The sequence below is a fragment of the Actinokineospora sp. UTMC 2448 genome, from assembly GCF_024760565.1.
GTDB lineage: Bacteria > Actinomycetota > Actinomycetes > Mycobacteriales > Pseudonocardiaceae > Actinokineospora > Actinokineospora fastidiosa.
The window spans coordinates 3,983,589-3,998,957 of sequence record NZ_CP031087.1; the positions used below are offsets into that span (position 1 = coordinate 3,983,589).

At 72.0% G+C, this 15,369-nt stretch carries 14 protein-coding genes; 8 read left to right on the top strand and 6 right to left on the bottom strand.

The genetic code is table 11. The annotated features are described in order from the left end of the window. The first annotated feature begins 49 nt into the window (after positions 1 to 49). The 7 genes from Actkin_RS18070 to Actkin_RS18100 are packed head-to-tail and all read left to right on the top strand — an operon-like array spanning position 50 to position 7,139. Entirely contained in the window at positions 50 to 841 is a 792-nt protein-coding gene (locus Actkin_RS18070) for an ABC transporter ATP-binding protein (protein WP_396122998.1), read from the top strand. Further along, positions 829 to 1,641 (top strand): ABC transporter ATP-binding protein, encoded by an 813-nt coding sequence (locus Actkin_RS18075; RefSeq protein ID WP_258903521.1) that lies wholly within the window; start codon positions 829 to 831, stop codon positions 1,639 to 1,641. The genes Actkin_RS18070 and Actkin_RS18075 overlap by 13 nt, the downstream gene beginning before the upstream one ends. Next, a complete protein-coding gene (locus Actkin_RS18080; protein ID WP_258903522.1) occupies positions 1,638 to 3,413 on the top strand; it encodes an AMP-dependent synthetase/ligase in 1,776 nt (591 codons plus the stop codon). Before Actkin_RS18075 ends, Actkin_RS18080 begins: the two co-directional genes overlap by 4 nt. Beyond that, the gene (locus Actkin_RS18085; protein ID WP_258903523.1) at positions 3,410 to 4,306 is read left to right on the top strand and encodes a branched-chain amino acid ABC transporter permease; all 897 of its coding nucleotides are present in this window, start codon (positions 3,410 to 3,412) and stop codon (positions 4,304 to 4,306) included. Before Actkin_RS18080 ends, Actkin_RS18085 begins: the two co-directional genes overlap by 4 nt. Further along, positions 4,306 to 5,403: a branched-chain amino acid ABC transporter permease gene (locus Actkin_RS18090; RefSeq protein ID WP_258903524.1), complete on the top strand. Its 1,098-nt coding sequence runs from the start codon at positions 4,306 to 4,308 to the stop codon at positions 5,401 to 5,403. The genes Actkin_RS18085 and Actkin_RS18090 overlap by 1 nt, the downstream gene beginning before the upstream one ends. A 12-nt stretch (positions 5,404 to 5,415) precedes the next feature. Beyond that, positions 5,416 to 6,690 (top strand): ABC transporter substrate-binding protein, encoded by a 1,275-nt coding sequence (locus Actkin_RS18095; protein WP_258903525.1) that lies wholly within the window; start codon positions 5,416 to 5,418, stop codon positions 6,688 to 6,690. Positions 6,691 to 6,725: 35 nt separating this feature from the next. Continuing rightward, positions 6,726 to 7,139, top strand: a complete 414-nt coding sequence (locus Actkin_RS18100; RefSeq protein ID WP_189210709.1) for a MerR family transcriptional regulator — start codon at positions 6,726 to 6,728, stop codon at positions 7,137 to 7,139. Here Actkin_RS18100 and Actkin_RS18105 read toward each other — a convergent pair. Continuing rightward, entirely contained in the window at positions 7,090 to 7,614 is a 525-nt protein-coding gene (locus Actkin_RS18105; protein WP_258903526.1) for a class I SAM-dependent methyltransferase, read from the bottom strand. The genes Actkin_RS18100 and Actkin_RS18105 overlap by 50 nt on opposite strands. A gap of 43 nt (positions 7,615 to 7,657) precedes the next feature. Further along, positions 7,658 to 8,200 (bottom strand): GNAT family N-acetyltransferase, encoded by a 543-nt coding sequence (locus tag Actkin_RS18110; RefSeq protein ID WP_229786876.1) that lies wholly within the window; start codon positions 8,198 to 8,200, stop codon positions 7,658 to 7,660. Here Actkin_RS18110 and Actkin_RS18115 point away from each other — a divergent pair. Continuing rightward, complete coding sequence (locus Actkin_RS18115; RefSeq protein ID WP_258903527.1) at positions 8,181 to 10,850, top strand: GmrSD restriction endonuclease domain-containing protein; 2,670 nt, start codon at positions 8,181 to 8,183, stop codon at positions 10,848 to 10,850. The genes Actkin_RS18110 and Actkin_RS18115 overlap by 20 nt on opposite strands. A 3-nt stretch (positions 10,851 to 10,853) precedes the next feature. On the opposite strand, the gene Actkin_RS18120 is transcribed toward Actkin_RS18115, so the two are convergent. The 4 genes from Actkin_RS18120 to Actkin_RS18135 all read right to left on the bottom strand — a co-directional run bounded on the left by Actkin_RS18120 (position 10,854) and on the right by Actkin_RS18135 (position 14,550). Beyond that, the gene (locus Actkin_RS18120) at positions 10,854 to 11,699 is read right to left on the bottom strand and encodes a spermidine synthase (RefSeq protein WP_258903528.1); all 846 of its coding nucleotides are present in this window, start codon (positions 11,697 to 11,699) and stop codon (positions 10,854 to 10,856) included. A gap of 42 nt (positions 11,700 to 11,741) precedes the next feature. Continuing rightward, positions 11,742 to 12,920 carry a PucR family transcriptional regulator gene (locus Actkin_RS18125; RefSeq protein WP_189210712.1) on the bottom strand — a complete coding sequence of 393 codons (1,179 nt, stop codon included), beginning with the start codon at positions 12,918 to 12,920 and terminating at the stop codon, positions 11,742 to 11,744. A 178-nt stretch (positions 12,921 to 13,098) separates the two neighbouring features. Further along, complete coding sequence (locus Actkin_RS18130; RefSeq protein WP_258903529.1) at positions 13,099 to 13,953, bottom strand: alpha/beta hydrolase family protein; 855 nt, start codon at positions 13,951 to 13,953, stop codon at positions 13,099 to 13,101. 78 nt (positions 13,954 to 14,031) lie between these two features. After that, a complete protein-coding gene (locus tag Actkin_RS18135; RefSeq protein WP_258903530.1) occupies positions 14,032 to 14,550 on the bottom strand; it encodes a hypothetical protein in 519 nt (172 codons plus the stop codon). Between the last annotated feature and the right edge of the window lie 819 nt (positions 14,551 to 15,369).

Below are 15,369 nucleotides of genomic sequence, written 5' to 3' on the forward strand. Positions count from 1 at the left end.
CTCAATGTGAGGCGGATCACTTTCGGCGGGAGGGGCCGTGGCGGACCCGATCCTGGCGGTGGCGAACCTGGAGGTCGTCTACGACGACGTCGTCCTGGTCCTGCGCGGCCTGAGCCTGACCGTCCCGGAGGGCGCCGTCGTGGCCCTCCTCGGCGCGAACGGCGCGGGCAAGACCACGCTCCTGCGCGCGGTGACCGGCCTGCTCGGCCCCCACCGGGGGCGGATCACCAAGGGCTCGGTCGCCGTGGCGGGCGTCGACGTGACCGGCGCGGACCCCGCCGACGTCGTGCGGCGCGGCGTCGCGCAGGTCATGGAGGGCAGGCGCGTCTTCGCCGAGCTGACCGTCGAGGAGAACCTGCGCGTCGGCGCGCACACCCGCCGCGCCCGCGCGCTGGCCAAGGAGTCGCTGGAGCGCGTGTTCGACCTGTTCCCCGTGCTGGCCGCCCGGCGCGGGTCCGTCGCCGGGTACCTGTCGGGCGGCGAGCAGCAGATGCTGGCCATCGGGCGGGCGCTGATGGCCGCGCCCCGGCTGCTGCTGCTCGACGAGCCGTCGCTGGGGCTCGCGCCGAGGCTGGTGGCGCAGGTGCGCGACATCATCGCCGAGATCAACGCCCAGGGCACCAGCGTGCTGCTGGTCGAGCAGAACGCCGTGATGGCGCTGTCCATCGCCGACCACGGCTATGTCCTGGAGGTCGGCTCGGTCGTGCGCGACGGCCCGGCCGCCGACCTGCTCGCCGACGCCGACATCCGCGAGTTCTACCTCGGCGCCCCCGCCGACGGGGAGCGCCGCTCGTTCGCCGAGGTCAAGAGCTACCGGAGGAAGAAGCGATGGAGCGCGTGAGCGCCCCGGCCCCCGCCGCCTCGGGGCAGGCGTCCGGGCCACTGTTGGCGGTGGCGGACCTGACGCTGCGCTTCGGCGGCGTGACCGCGCTCGACGGCGTCGGCTTCACCGTCGCCCCTGGCGAGCTGCTGGCGGTGATCGGCCCGAACGGGGCGGGGAAGACCTCGGTGTTCAACTGCCTCAACGGCGTCTACCGCCCGCAGCGGGGCACGATCGAGCTGGGCGGCGAGTCGCTGATCGGCAGGGCCCCCGCCGCGATCGCCGGGATGGGCGTCGCGCGGACGTTCCAGAACCTCGGCCTGTTCCCCCAATTGTCCCTTGTGGACAACCTGATGCTGGGCCGCCATCACCTGATGCGGACCGGGTTCCTGGCCGGGATGGCGTGGTGGGGTCGGGCCAAGCGGGAGGAGATCGAGCACCGCGCTGCCGTGGAGGACGTCATCGAGCTGCTGGAGCTGGAGCCCTACCGCCGCACCCCGGCCGGGCTGCTGCCGTACGGGGTGGCCAAGCGCGCCGAGTTGGGCCGCGCCCTGGCGATGGAGCCGCGCCTGCTGCTGCTCGACGAGCCGGTCGCCGGGATGAACGTCGAGGAGACCGAGGACATGGCCCGCTACCTGGTGCAGGCCCGCCGGGAGCTGGGTCTGGCGATGATCCTGGTCGAGCACGACATGCGCCTGGTGATGGACCTGGCCGACCGGGTGGTGGCGCTGGACTTCGGCGTCGTCATCGCCGCGGGCACGCCCGACGAGGTCCGCGACGACCCGTGCGTCGTCGAGGCGTACCTGGGCGGTGGCGCGTGACGGCGGTGGACTCCCTGCCGGGCAGGCTCCTGCGGCTGGCGGCCGAGCGCCCGGACGACGTCGCCCTGCGCCACAAGCGCCGGGGCGTCTGGCGCGAGTGGACGTGGTCGGAGTACGCCGACTGGGTGGCCAGGACCGCCGAGGGACTGCGCCGCCTGGGCGTGCGCCCGGGCGACCGGATCGCGGTGCACGCGGAGAACCGTCCGGAGTGGGTGGTCGCCGACCTGGCCGCGCAGGGCATCGGCGCGCAGACGATGGGGGTCTACCCGACCTCGCCCCCCGCGGAGGTGGAGTACCTGCTGCGGCACTCGCGGGCGGTCCTGCTCATCGCCGAGGACGAGGAGCAGTACGACAAGGCGGTGGCCGTGCGCGACCGGCTGCCGCACCTGCGCCACATCGTCCTGATCGATCCCAAGGGCGTCCGCCTGTCCGACGGCGTGCTGACCTTCGCCGAGCTGGCCGCCGACGGCGAGCGCGCCGACTACGCCCGCGCCGTCGCCGCGCTGGACCCGGGGTCGACCGCGATCCTGGTCTACACCTCGGGCACCACCGGCCCGCCGAAGGGCGCGATGATCTCGCACGCGAACCTGGTGGCCGCCGGGACGGCGTTCATCGAGGCCCTGGGCGCGGCGCGGAACGACGAGATCCTGAGCTACCTGCCGCTGTGCCACATCGCCGAGCGCCTGCTGACCGTCATCGACGGCGTGTGGGCGGGCCTGGTGGTCAACTTCGGCGAGGGCGGCGCGGCGTTCCGGCAGGACCTGCGCGAGGTGCAGCCGACGGTGTTCCTCGGCGTGCCCCGGGTGTGGGAGAAGCTGATGGCGGGCGTGGAGATCCGCATGGCCGACGCCACACGGCTCAAGCGCGCGGTCTACCGCGCCTGCCTGAGACAGGGCCGCCGGATAGCGCCCCGCCGGATGGCCGACGCCACCACCGCCGCGGACAGGATCGTCCTGGCGCTGACCGAGGTGCTGGTGTTCCGGGCGCTGCGGGAGAAGCTGGGGATGGCGCGGGTGCGCGTGGCGATCAGCGGGGCCGCGCCGATTTCGCCCCAGGTCCTGGAGTTCCTGTGGGCCATCGGCATCCCCGTGCGCGAGGGCTACGGCCAGACGGAGAACACCGCCATCTGCACGCTGACCCCGCCCGGCGACGTGCGCCTCGGCGCGGTGGGCCGCCCCCTGCCCGGGGTGGAGCTGCGGATCGCGCCCGACGGGGAGATCCTGACCCGCTCGGCGGGCGTGTTCCAGGGCTACCTCGACGACCCCGCCGCCACGGCCGCCGCGGTGGACCCCGACGGCTGGCTGCACACCGGCGACGTCGGCAAGCTGGACGACGGCTACCTGCGGATCACCGACCGCAAGAAGGACATCATCATCACCGCGGGCGGCAAGAACGTCTCCCCGTCGGAGATCGAGAACCGGCTGAAGGTCTCCCCCTACGTCCGCGAGGCCGTCGTCGTCGGCGACCGCCGCAAGTACCTGACCGCCCTCATCGGGATCGAGCGGGACACCGTCGGCGACTGGGCCACCCGCAGGGGGATCGCCTACACCACCTACGCCGACCTCTCCGCCAAACCGGAGGTGCACGCGCTCATCCAGCAGGTGGTCGACGAGGTCAACGCGGAGCTGTCCCAGGTGGAGCGCGTCAAGCGCTTCACGACCATCACCCGCGAACTCGACCACGAGGACGGCGACCTGACCGCCACCCAGAAGGTCAAGCGCGCGGCCATCACCGAGCGCTTCGCCGAGCGGATCGAGGCGATGTACCGGTGACCGCGCTGCTGCAGAACGTCTTCGCGGGCCTGTCCCTGGGCTGCACCTACGCCCTGGTGGCGCTCGGTTTCGTGGTCATCTACAAGGCCACGGGCGTCATCAACTTCGCCCAGGGCGGCCTGCTGGCCCTGGGCGCGTACCTCGGCTACACCTTCTCGACGAGCCTGGCCATGGCCTTCGCGGTCGCCGTGGTCCTGGCGTGCCTGGCCGCGGCGGTCGCGGGCGCGGCCGTCGAGCGGATCGTGCTGCGGCGCATGGTCGGGCAGCCGCCGTTCGCCGTCATCATGATCACCATCGGGCTGCTGTTCGTCATCGAGCCGGTCATCACCGCGATCTGGGGCTTCGAGAACCTCCAGGTCACCAACCCGTGGAACATCGACACCGTCACCGTGGGCGGGCTGGTGCTGGGCGTGCGGGACCTGTGGACGATCGGGCTGACGGCCGCGGCCGTGCTCGGCTTCTTCCTGTTCTTCCGCCACTCCGACTTCGGCCTGGCGATGCGCGCCACCGCGTTCGACCCGGAGGCCGCGCTGGCGCAGGGGATCAGCGCGCGCCGGGTCTACGCGGTGTCCTGGGCGATCGCCGCCGCGCTGGCTGCGCTGGCCGGGATCACCCTCGCCGCGGGGCCGGGCGGGCTGTCGCCGTCGATCGGGTTCATCGCGCTGGCCGCGTTCCCGGCGATGATCCTCGGCGGCGTGGACTCCCCCACCGGCGCGGTGCTCGGCGGGCTGGTCATCGGCCTCGCCGAGGCGCTGACCCGCGGGTACCAGGACCACCTCTTCGCATGGGCGGGAGACAACGTGTCGGTGATCGTGCCCTACCTCATCATGATCCTGATCCTGCTGGTCAGACCGTACGGCCTGCTGGGCACCCGAGACGTCCGGCGGATCTGATGGCCCGCCCGCACCGCAACCTGGTCCGCGACCACGGGCAGGACCTGCGCCTGTTCGGCACCCCGGCCGCCCGCACCGGCCTGGTCGCGATGCTCGCGGTGTTCGCCGTGCTCCCGACGGTCGTCCGCGAGGACTTCTGGCTGTCCGTCCTCATCTACGTGGGCATCACCGCGATCGGCGCGATCGGGCTCAACCTGCTCACCGGTTACTGCGGCCAGGTCTCGCTGGGCCACGCGTTCTTCATCGGCGCGGGCGCCTACTGCACCGCGATCGCGGGCGGCACGCTCGGCCTGCCGCTCCCGCTGTGGCTGGCCGCGGCCGCCATGGTCGGCGCGGCGCTGGGCGGGCTGATCGGCCCGTTCACCCTGCGCCTGCGCGGCCACTACCTGGCGATCGTCACCCTGGGCCTGGTCTTCGTCGGCGAGCACCTGTGGCGCAACCTGCGCCCGCTGACCGGCGGAAACTCCGGCACGTCGGTCACGGCCTCGACCGCATTGGGGCCGGTCGACCTGTCGCGGATCGAGGTCGCAGGCGAGGTCTACTCCCGCAACCAGGGCTGGTTCTGGCTGGTCTGGGCGCTGGTCGGCCTGACCGCCCTGCTGGCCAAGAACCTCGTGCGCACGCGCCCGGGCCGGGCGCTGCAGGCCATCCGCGACCGCGACCAGGCAGCGGAGGTCATCGGGGTCCGCGCGGGCCGGTACAAGATCGCCGCCTTCATGGTCTCCAGCGCGATCGCGGCGGTCGCGGGCGCGCTGTTCGGGGCGTACCAGCAGTTCGTCAGCCCGGACGAGTGGAACCTGCTGCTGTCGATCCAGTACATCGCGATCGTCATCGTCGGTGGGCTGGGCACGATCTTCGGCGCGGTGCTCGGCGCGATCTTCGTCGGGGCGCTGCCCGCGCTCATCGACCGCTACAGCGACGTCATCCCCGGCGTGCAGACCTCCGTCGGCGGGGACGGGTTCATCAGCGTGTTCGCCCTCAACCAGGCGATCTTCGGCGTGCTCATCGTGGTGTTCCTGGTGGTCGAGCCCCGCGGGCTGGCGGGGATCTGGCTGCGGATCAAGACGTATTTCCGGACCTGGCCGTTCTCGTACTAGGAGGCCGAGAGAATGAACCGAGCGGCACTCACCGCGGCGCTGGCCGCACTGGCCCTGACCGCGTCCTGCGGCGGCGCGGGCGGAGACGGCGGGAACGCCGGGGCGGGCACGGCGGGCGCGCCCGCCGCGGTCCCCGGCTTCGACGGCACGACCATCCGCCTCGGCGTGCTCTCGCCGCTGTCCGGGCCGGTCGCGGTCATCGGGCAGCCGCTGACCACCGGGAACAAGGTCTGGTTCGACCAGGTCAACGCCGACGGCGGCATCGCGGGCAAGTACAAGGTGGAGCTGGTGCAGGAGGACACCCAGTACCAGCCGGACGTGACGGTGCAGCAGTACAACAAGATCAAGGGCGAGGTCGCGGCGTTCACCCAGGTGCTGGGCACGCCGTCCACCCTGGCCGTGCTGCCGCTGCTGCGCGCGGACCGGATCGTCGCCGCGCCCGCGTCACTGGACGCGCTGTGGGTGCGCGAGGAGAACCTGCTGCCGGTCGGCGCGCCGTATCAGATCCAGGCCATCAACGTCATGGAGCACTACCTGTCAGATGGTGGCGGCTCACCGCAGTCGGTGGTGTGCACGATGATCCAGGACGACGTCTACGGCGAGGCCGGGCAGGCGGGCATCGACTTCGCCGCCGAGCGCATGGGCTTCGCGGTGGCCAACACCCAGCGGTTCAAGGCGGGCACGGAGAACTACGCCGGCCAGATCCAGGCCCTGGCGGGCGCGGGCTGCCAGATGGTGTTCCTGGTGGCCACCCCGACGGACGCGGGCAAGATCTGGGGCACTGCCGCGCAGGCCCGGTTCGCGCCGCGTTGGTACGGGCAGTCGCCGTCGTGGGTCGGGGCGCTGGCGCAGTCGCCGCTGGCGCCGTATCTGCAGGCCAACGTGCTGCTCGCGGCCGAGGGCACCGAGTGGGGCGACACCGAGGTGCCCGGGATGCAGGACATGGTGTCGCGGATGGAGCGGTTCGCGCCGCAGCAGCAGCCGGACTACTACTTCGCCTTCGGCTACAACCAGGCCCGCGCCATGACCGCGCTGCTGGAGAAGGCCGTCGAACGCGGCGACCTGTCCCGTGACGGCCTGCTGGCCGCGTCCCGCGAGCTGGGCGCCGTGGCGTTCGACGGCCTCTCCGGGGAGTACCGGTACGGCCCGGCGGAGAGCCGCAACCCGCCGCGCAGCACGACGATCTTCCGCGTCGACCCGGCGAAGCCGTTCGGCCTGGCGACGGTCAAGTACAACATCACCTCCCCCGCGGCCAGCGCCTACGAGTTCGTGAAGGCCGACATCTAGGGAACGCCCGACTCGGCCTTCACGTTGACGTGAACATGACGATCGGAGAGCTGGCGGCGCGGTTCGGGCTGGCCACCCACGTGCTGCGGCACTGGGAGGAGATGGGCCTGCTGTCCCCGGCCCGCCGCGCCAACGGCAGGCGCGTCTACGACGAGAGCCACGTGACGACGGTGGCGGTCATCCGCATCGGCAAGGACAGCGGGCTGTCGCTGGAGCAGATCCGGACCCTGCTGGCGCGGCCGGGCTCGCGCCGCGCGGTGCTCGACGAGCACCGCGCGGCGCTGCGGGCCAGGATCGCGGCGCTGCGGGCGTCGCTGGAACTGCTCGACCACGCCGCCGAGTGCCCGGCTGAGGACTTCCGCACCTGCCCGGACTTCACCGCGAAGGTCGACGCCTACGTCAGCTCGCCGCCAGCCGGGCGAACGCCAGCCGCACCGGCGTTCGGCTGACCTGCCCGAACTCCGCGCGCATGGCGGCGGCCGCCGCGCCCATCCTGACGAAGCGGAAGTCGTAGGCGAGCAGCCGCCCGCCCGGGCGCAGCACCCGGCGGGCCTCGGCGGCGGCCTTGGCGTGGTCGACCCAGTGGTGCAGCGACAGCGACGACACCAGCAGGTCGACCGACGCGTCCGGGAACGGCAGGTCCTCGGCGGACCCGGTGGCGAAGGACAGCCGCTCGGCCAGGCCCTCGGCGTCGGCCGCCGCCCGGGCGATGGCGACCATGTCCGGCGACGGGTCGACGCCGTGCAGGACGCCGCCGGTCCCCGTCATGCGGTGCAGCAGCAGGCCGGGCCCGGTGCCCACGTCGACGACGACGGCGCCGGGCCGGACGGGGATGTCGGCGGCGATCAGCCGGTACACCCCGCGTAGCATCCCGGTCGCGCGGCGGTGGTAGGTCTCGCTGGCGGTCTTGCCCCAGACGGTCATCGGTGGTCTCCCTTTCCTGTGGGTCGACCACCACCGTGCTTCTTCAGGTCGACATGAAGTCAAGCGTCATCGACACGCCCGCGAGCGCGACGCCGTCGGGCATGGGGATGGCGGTGCGCTCCACCTCGCGGAACCCGTACGCCCGGTACAGCGGCACGCCGGGCAGGGTGGCCATGAGCACGAACGACCGGAAGCCCTCCGCCCGCGCCGCCGCCACGCACGCGTCGAGGATCGCCCGCGCCAGCCCGCGGCGGGTCCAGTCGCGGTGCACGAACATCGCCCGCACCCGCGCGGGCTCGGTCGCCGGGTCGAGCACCCGGTCGTCCCCCGGCTGCGCCCCGGACCCGGTGTAGACCTTCCCGCGCTTGCTCCACCCGCCACACGCCACGACCCGCCCGTCGACCTCGTGGACGAAGTACGTGCCGTCCCCGATGAGCACGGTGTCCGGCTCGGTCAGGTACACCGCCGCACTCGCCGTCTCCCGCTCGTCGTGGAACCGGGGAAACAACTCCTCCACCGACCCCCGCATCAACTCGGCGATCCGCGGAACGTCATCAAGGCGCGCTTTGCGCAGTTCGGGAACCACGCGGCGACGATATCGACCGGACCGACCCGGGCGCGCATGGTTTCCAGTCCATCGATCACCACAGGTAACAGGTCCACGCGTCGATACGATCTTGCCGCTGTCGGCAGGACGTGACGGGAGGACCGTGAAAGCATCGGAAACCACGCTGGCCAAGCTGGTCCAGGGTGAGATGCAGTTCCAGGTGCCGCTGTACCAGCGGACGTATTCCTGGAGCGACTCCCAACTGGAGCAGCTGTGGCGGGACATCCTCGAACAGGCTGATCTCGTTGCCGCCGAGCGGACGGCGGCCACCCATTTCATGGGGTCGGTGGTCCTGGCTCCCTCGCCGAACAGTGAGGCGACCTTCCCCCAGTGGCTCGTCGTCGACGGCCAGCAGCGGCTGACGACGCTGACGCTCGCCCTCGCGGCGATCAGAGACCACCTTTCCGCTGACAACCAGCGCAATCGTGAGCGGATCGACGACCTCTACCTGACCAACAAGTACAAGGACGGCCCCGCATACTTCCGCCTCCTGCCGACCCAGGCCGACCGGCAGTCCTACGAGCAGCACATTCGCGGCTCCCATGAGCGCACCGACCCGAGCCGGGTCGCGGAGGCCTACCGATTCTTCCGTCAGCGCCTGGTCGAGGCGACCGACCAGGGGGACAACGGACGCGACGTCGTGGCCATCGAGAAGGCGATCACCTCGCGGTTGACCTTGGTCTCGGTGACCGCCGACACCGACGACAACGTGCACCGCATCTTCGAGTCGCTGAACAACACCGGCCTGAAGCTGTCGCAGGCCGACCTTATGCGCAACTACCTGTTCATGCGCTTGCCCAAGCGCGGCCTCCACGTCTACGAGACGTACTGGCTGCCGCTGCAGAGGAAGCTGACCGTCGGGCAGCTCGAACAGCTGATGTGGCTGCAGTTGCTGCTCGACGGCCACAGCACGGTGCGCCAGCAGGACATGTACGCCGCCCAGCAGAAGCACTTCGCCAAGTACGACACCGAGGAGGTCTTCGAAGCCTACATCCGCGAACTCAACCGCAAGGCCACCCTGTTCCAGAAGATCCTCGACCCGGAGACCCACGAGGACGACCTCGAGGTCCGCGCGTACCTGCGCAGGCTGAACGAGTGGGCGGCAGACACCGCACGCCCGGCGTTGCTGCTGCTACTCGACGAGCGGGAGTCCGGTCGGCTCACCGGGCCCGAGCTGCTGCGCGCCCTGTCCTACATCGAGAGCTTCCTCGTCCGCCGCACCCTGTGCCGCGTCCCGACGAACAATCTCAACCGCATCTTCCAGGAGCTGCCCGGCCAGATCCCAGCGGACCTGGGCATCGCCGACGGGCTGCGGCACGTGCTGTCAGCCGAGCGCCGTTACTGGCCGTCCGACGAGACCCTGCGGCAGGCGATTCGGAACCAGCCGTTCTACCAGTTCGGTCGCGGAAATCAGCGGCGAGTCGTCCTGCGGAGGCTGGAAGAGGCGTACGGGCACACCGAGCCGGTGGACTTCCGCAACACCGCGCTGACCATAGAGCACGTGCTGCCGCAGAACCCCTCCCCGGAATGGCTCGCCCACCTGGCCGAGGAGACGCTGCCCGACGAGACGGTCGAGGAGTTGCACGCCCGGCTGGTGCACACGCTGGGCAATCTCACCCTCAGTGGTGACAACGCCCGCCTGTCGAATCACCCGTTCGAACGCAAGCAGGAGATCCTCAAAAGCAGCAACCTCGAGATGAACAAGCGCATCGCCGCCACCGAGCGGTGGGGCGCTGCGGAGATCCACGCGCGGGCGGACGAGTTGTTCGACCTCGCCGCGACCATCTGGCCCGCCCCGGTGGCCGGGGTGAAGCGGGTCGAGAAGGGCCGCGACTGGGGGCTGCTGCACCGCGCCATCGCCGCGATCCCGAACGGGTCGTGGACCTCCTATGGAGACCTGGCGGCACTCATCGGATCGAGTGGGATAGCCGTCGGACGGCATATCGCCGACAACCTCGCCCGCCTACCGGACGCCTATCGGGTGCTGCGTTCGGACGGCCGGGTCTCCGAGTTGTTCCGATGGCCGGAGCACGGCGACCGCGGCGACGTGCACGAGTTGCTGCGCCAAGACGGCGTGCGCATCGACGACAACGGCGTCGCGGCACCGGCCCAGCGCCTGACCTCCCAAGACCTCCAGGACCTCCTGGCCACGGACGACACCGTCGACACGTCCGCGGCCGAGCAGCGCCGAGACCGCTTCTGGGCGCAGATCGACGCCGCGTTGCCCCCGGAGGATCGTCAGCGCCTGATGGCGGTCCTGTCCGGGTGGGAAGCCGTGGGCGGCAGGCTCACCTACGGCAAACACGAGCAGGTTTCCTGTTTCCTCGAACTGGCGCGACCCGACCGGCCGGTCATCTGGCCACTGGTCATCTACCCCTACCCGGCAGGCGCGCGAGTCGAGGTGGTCTTCCAGCACTTGGCCCGCCGGGAGCCGTTCGTGGACACCTCCATGCGGAATGAGCTGCGTGAACGGCTCAACACGCTGGACGGCGTTTCGATCGACGCCGTCCGCCTGACGCTGCGCCCCAATATCCCGTTCAGCGTGATCAGCGACGACGAGCAGGTTAACCGGCTCATGGCGGTGCTCACCTGGTTCGCGCAGGTCGCGCGCGCCGACGATGAGGGCTGACCGTCAAGCGGGCCCGCGCAGCAGCCCCCACGGCGGTGTCGGCGACGGCATGGTGTCGCCGTCGGCGAGGGGGCGGGCGTCGCCGGTGAACTCGGGGATGTGGTCGCCCGCCAGGCAGCGGGCCGGGAACGGGGCGGCGGCGGCGCGGGCGGCGACGCCGGAGGTCGGGAGCGGGGTCGCCGACGCGGCGAAGGCCAGGTTGCCGTAGCGGCGGCCCCGTAGGACGCCGGGCTCGGCCAGCAGCAGGACGTGCTCGAACACCGCCGACAGGGTGGCCGCGACGCGCCTGCCGAACATCAGTCCGGGGCCGTCGGAGACGTTCAGCAGGTACATCCCGGTCGCGGTCAGCACGCGGGCCACGGCGCGGGTGAACTCGATCGTGGCCAGGCCGCCGGGCACGGACGCGCGCTCGAAGGCGTCCAGCACGACGAGGTCGGCGACGTCGTCGGCCAGGCCCTCGACGTACTCGCGCCCGTCGCCCACCGTGATCCGCACGCCGGGGATGTCCAGGCCCAGGTGCTCGCTCACGAACTCGACCAGCTCGCCGTCGGCGTCCACGACGCGCTGGGCGGAGCCGGGGCGGGTGGCGGCGAGGTAGCGCGGCAGGGTGCACGCCCCGCCGCCGATGTGGACCGCGGCCAGCGGCGCGGACGGCGGCGCGGCCAGGTCGACGACGTCGCCGAGCCTGCGCACGTAGTCGAACTCCAGGTGCCCGGGATCGTGGAGATCCACATAGGACTGGGCAACGCCGTCGACGGTGAGCAGCCAGCCGCCGGGGTGGTCGAGGTCGGCGAGCAGTTCCGCGGCGCCGAAGCGCACGCGCGCCCGCCCTGGCCGTGCCTCGCCCATGCCGCCCCCCGTTGTCCGCCGCCGACGGAGGGTAGCCCAGAACTAGCGTCCCTTGCGCAGTGCCCGCAGCCGCAGCACCGCCTCGGCCTCGAACCGGAAGTCCGGGTCGGCCAGCCGCTCGCCGAAGACGTCGTCGAGCTGGCGGAGCCGGTAGCGGGCGGTCTGCGGGTGGATGCCCAGCTCGGTGGCGATCTCCGGGGCGGAGCGGCCCCAGGAGCCGAGCAGGGCGTGGAAGGTCTCCTCCAGCCGGGCCGCCTTGCCCGCGCCGAGGTCGGCGAGCCGGTCGACGCCGCGTCTGGCCAGCAGCGCGCCCAGCGGCTCGCCCGCCAGCAGGAACAGGTCGAGCAGGTGGTCCTCGGCGACGATGACGCGCTGCGAGCGCGGCAGGGTGCGCAGGGCCAGCCGGGCGCAGTAGCGCGACAGCCACGTCTCGGCCAGCGGCAGCGCGGGCCCGATCGCCGCGCGCGTCCCGGCGACCAGCGCCGACGCCGCCGCCGTCCCGGACTCGGGGACGATGGCGGTCAGCTCGCCCGTGCGCTCCAGCAGCAGCACGTCATCGGCGAAGCGGAACCGGCCGGTCGCCGGGTCGTCGACGACCAGGCAGGCGACCCGGTTCGGCAGCGGCCAGCGGGCGCGGGCGGCCAGCTCCACCGTCGACGGCCCGGTGTCCGGCGGGTCGCGGCGGACCAGCCGCTCGGCCAGCACGCGGCGGCGCTGCGCCGGGTCGTCGGCGCCGCGCGCCTTGGCCTCGGCGTAGCCCTTGGCCGACTCGTTGGCGAGGTGGTCTATGTGCACGAGCACCGCGTCGCTCAGGCTCAGCACGGTGGTCATCGGCAGCGCGGCGGCCTGGGCGATCTGGGCGTAGCGGCGGCAGGCGACCCGGGCGCCGACGCGGTAGGCGGCCTGCAGGTCGTCGAGGTCGCGGCCGTTGCGGTACTCCGTGCGGCCCAGCCTGCGGAAGAACTCGACGTCCTCCGGCGACGGGCCCACCGGGTTCTCGATGAGGGCGACGAACTGGACGATCGCCCTGCGCACCGCGGCGAAGACGTCCCGGCCGACGTCGGTGTTGGGCGCGGCGCGGTAGCCCCCGACCTCCAGCCGGATCGTCTCGACCATCTCGGCGGCGATGGCGTCGATCCTCGGCCGCAGCGCGCGGGCCGCGGCCGCCGGGATGTTGCGCCAGGGTCCGTAATCCTCACGCGTCCGTAGAGCTGTGGCCACGGCGATCACCCCCACGAATCAATGACAAACGCGCACTGACCCTTGGAAGTTACGAGAGAGTCAACTAGGCGTCAACGATCCTTGAGATCGCAAGCAAAGTTGTTGCCCCCGGCGGAGAAAACACTCACGAACGGCCGAACGCCCGGACCGGGACACGGTCCGGGCGTCCGGGGTCGGGTCAGGCGTGCGGGCAGCTGGCCCGGTACTCCTGGATGGCCCGGTCGTCGGGGGCCGGGCAGAGGAACTGGTCGTAGCGGGTGTCGTTGTCGATGAACCGCTTCAGCCAGGAGACCATGTACTTGGCCATGGTGGTGTTCGGCGACTGCGGGAAGAAGTGGCCCTCGCCGTCGAGCTCCATGTACGCCTTCTCGCGGGCGTTGCTCAGCGACTGGTAGAACGGCTCGGCGTGCGAGCCCACTGAGGCGATGGTGTCGGTCTCCCCGCCGATGATGAAGGTGGGCGTGCGCACCTCGGGCCAGGTCTTGTCGCCGTTCCACGGCGCGATCGGCACGGCGGCCTTGAGGCTGGTGCGGTCCTTGGCCGCCTCCAGCGAGCCGCCCCCGCCCATCGAGTGCCCGGCAACGCCCAGGCGCGAGGCGTCGATCCGGGAGCGGACCGAGCTGCGCTGCGTCAGGTAGTCCAGGGCGGCCAGCAGCTGGTCGCCCCGGGACGCGGGCTGGTCGTAGCGGGAGTTCGTGTCGATGATCATGACCACGAAGCCGTGCGAGGCCAGGCGCGGGCCCAGCCAGGCCAGGCTGGACTGGTCGGCGGTGAAGCCCGGCGAGACGGTGATGGCCCCGAACGTGCCCTCCGCCGTGGTCGTCGGGTAGTAGATGGTGCCGCCGCCGAAGCCGGTGACCGACCAGGACGAGACCCGGTCCTCTGCGGTGGCGAACGGGCCGCGGGAGGCCTCGATCAGGGACTCGGTCGGGTCGGGGCCCCGCTCGTAGGGGTTGTCCGCGGCGTGGGCTGGGCCCACGGCGACGCTGCCGACCAGGGCGAGTCCGGCTAGCACAGGGATGACTCGGCGCACGGCGTCGTACTCCTTCGTCAGTGGGGGAGGAACGCATCCGACTCTGGCAACCGGGGGCGGCGGCGCGCATCGGCGAAATCACCGGTTGTGAAACATTCGGCAATGTTGTTTCATCAAGTGATGCACGGCCGCGCGGACGTCATGGCCCGCCTCTCCACCCTGGCGACCGGCCGGGGCGGCGCGGTGGTGCTCACGGGTCCGCCGGGCATCGGCCGCAGCGCCCTGCTGGCCGCCACCGCACGGCTGGCGCGGGGCCCGGTGGCGCGGGTGGCGGGCGTGGAGTCCGAACGCGACATCGAGGGCGCGGGCCTGGACCGGTTGGGCGTCGAGGACTTCGCGGGCGTGGTGTGCCTGGTCGACGACGTCGATCTGCTGGACGAGTCCACTGTGGATCTCTTGACGCATCACGCCCTGCGGTGTTCTTCCCTTGGGGCGGTGTTCGTTTTCGCGGGCAGGGCACCACTTCCGGGCGTGGATGTGATCGAACTGTCCCCACTGGACGACGACAGCGCGGACCAACTGCTGGCGGACACCGCCCCTCTCCCCGCCGACGTCCGCGGCGCCCTCGTGGAGATCGCCCGGGGCGTCCCCGGCCACCTGCTGGAACTGGCCCGCGCGGTCGACCCCCGAGACCCCGCGGTGACAGCGGCCCTCTCCGGCCCCTACGGAACAGAGATCGCCCGCGCCTACGACAACCACCCCCCGGACGCCCGCCTGGCGATACTCCACGCCGCCTGCGGGGGCCAGGTCCGACCTCCAGCCACAGCGGTGCGCGCAGGCCTCCTCACCCCCGACGGCCGATCCCCCTCCCCCACCACGGCCGCAACCATCCGCACCCACGCGGGCCCCCACGCCTGCCGCGCCGCGTGGGCGGCCCTGGCGGAGTTGGAGCGAGACCCGGCGAAGGCCCTGTGCCACCACGCACTGGCCGCCCCCGGCACGATCACAGCCACAGCCCTAGCCGAAGCCGCCCGCCGCGCGGACCCACCCACGGCCTCCCGCGCCCTACGCCAGGCAGCCGCCCTGACGACCGACCCGACCGCCCGCGCCCGCCACCTCCTCGACGCCGCCCACGCCGCCTGGTCCTCCGGCCGCCCCGCCCGCGCGAAGGCCGACCTCACCCACCTGACCGCCCCACTCCCCACCGCGGAACCGACAGACCCTCAGGCGACCACCCGTCTCGTACTCGCGTCAGCCGAACCAAGTCCGCGCCACGGCTCCACTCCCCCGACCACCCCGCGCGCCCACAACACCCCACCACTGGCGGACGCGGCAGCACCTCCCAACGGTGACCCGGCTGTCCACGCACCCCCGGCATGCCCCACCCGCATAAGCGCAACCGACCACGCCCACGCCAGCGAACCGACCATCCACACCGACCCACGGCCGCAGGCGCGACCCACATGCCCACCCGCA

Excerpts from the sequence above, each read along its gene's own strand:
- Actkin_RS18075 (WP_258903521.1), top strand. The coding sequence starts at position 829 with ATGGAGCGCGTGAGCGCCCCGGCCCCCGCCGCCTCGGGGCAGGCGTCC.
- Actkin_RS18090 (WP_258903524.1), top strand. The coding sequence starts at position 4,306 with ATGGCCCGCCCGCACCGCAACCTGGTCCGCGACCACGGGCAGGACCTG.
- Actkin_RS18095 (WP_258903525.1), top strand. The coding sequence starts at position 5,416 with ATGAACCGAGCGGCACTCACCGCGGCGCTGGCCGCACTGGCCCTGACC.
- Actkin_RS18100 (WP_189210709.1), top strand. The coding sequence starts at position 6,726 with ATGACGATCGGAGAGCTGGCGGCGCGGTTCGGGCTGGCCACCCACGTG.
- Actkin_RS18105 (WP_258903526.1), bottom strand. The coding sequence starts at position 7,614 with ATGACCGTCTGGGGCAAGACCGCCAGCGAGACCTACCACCGCCGCGCG.
- Actkin_RS18120 (WP_258903528.1), bottom strand. The coding sequence starts at position 11,699 with ATGGGCGAGGCACGGCCAGGGCGGGCGCGCGTGCGCTTCGGCGCCGCG.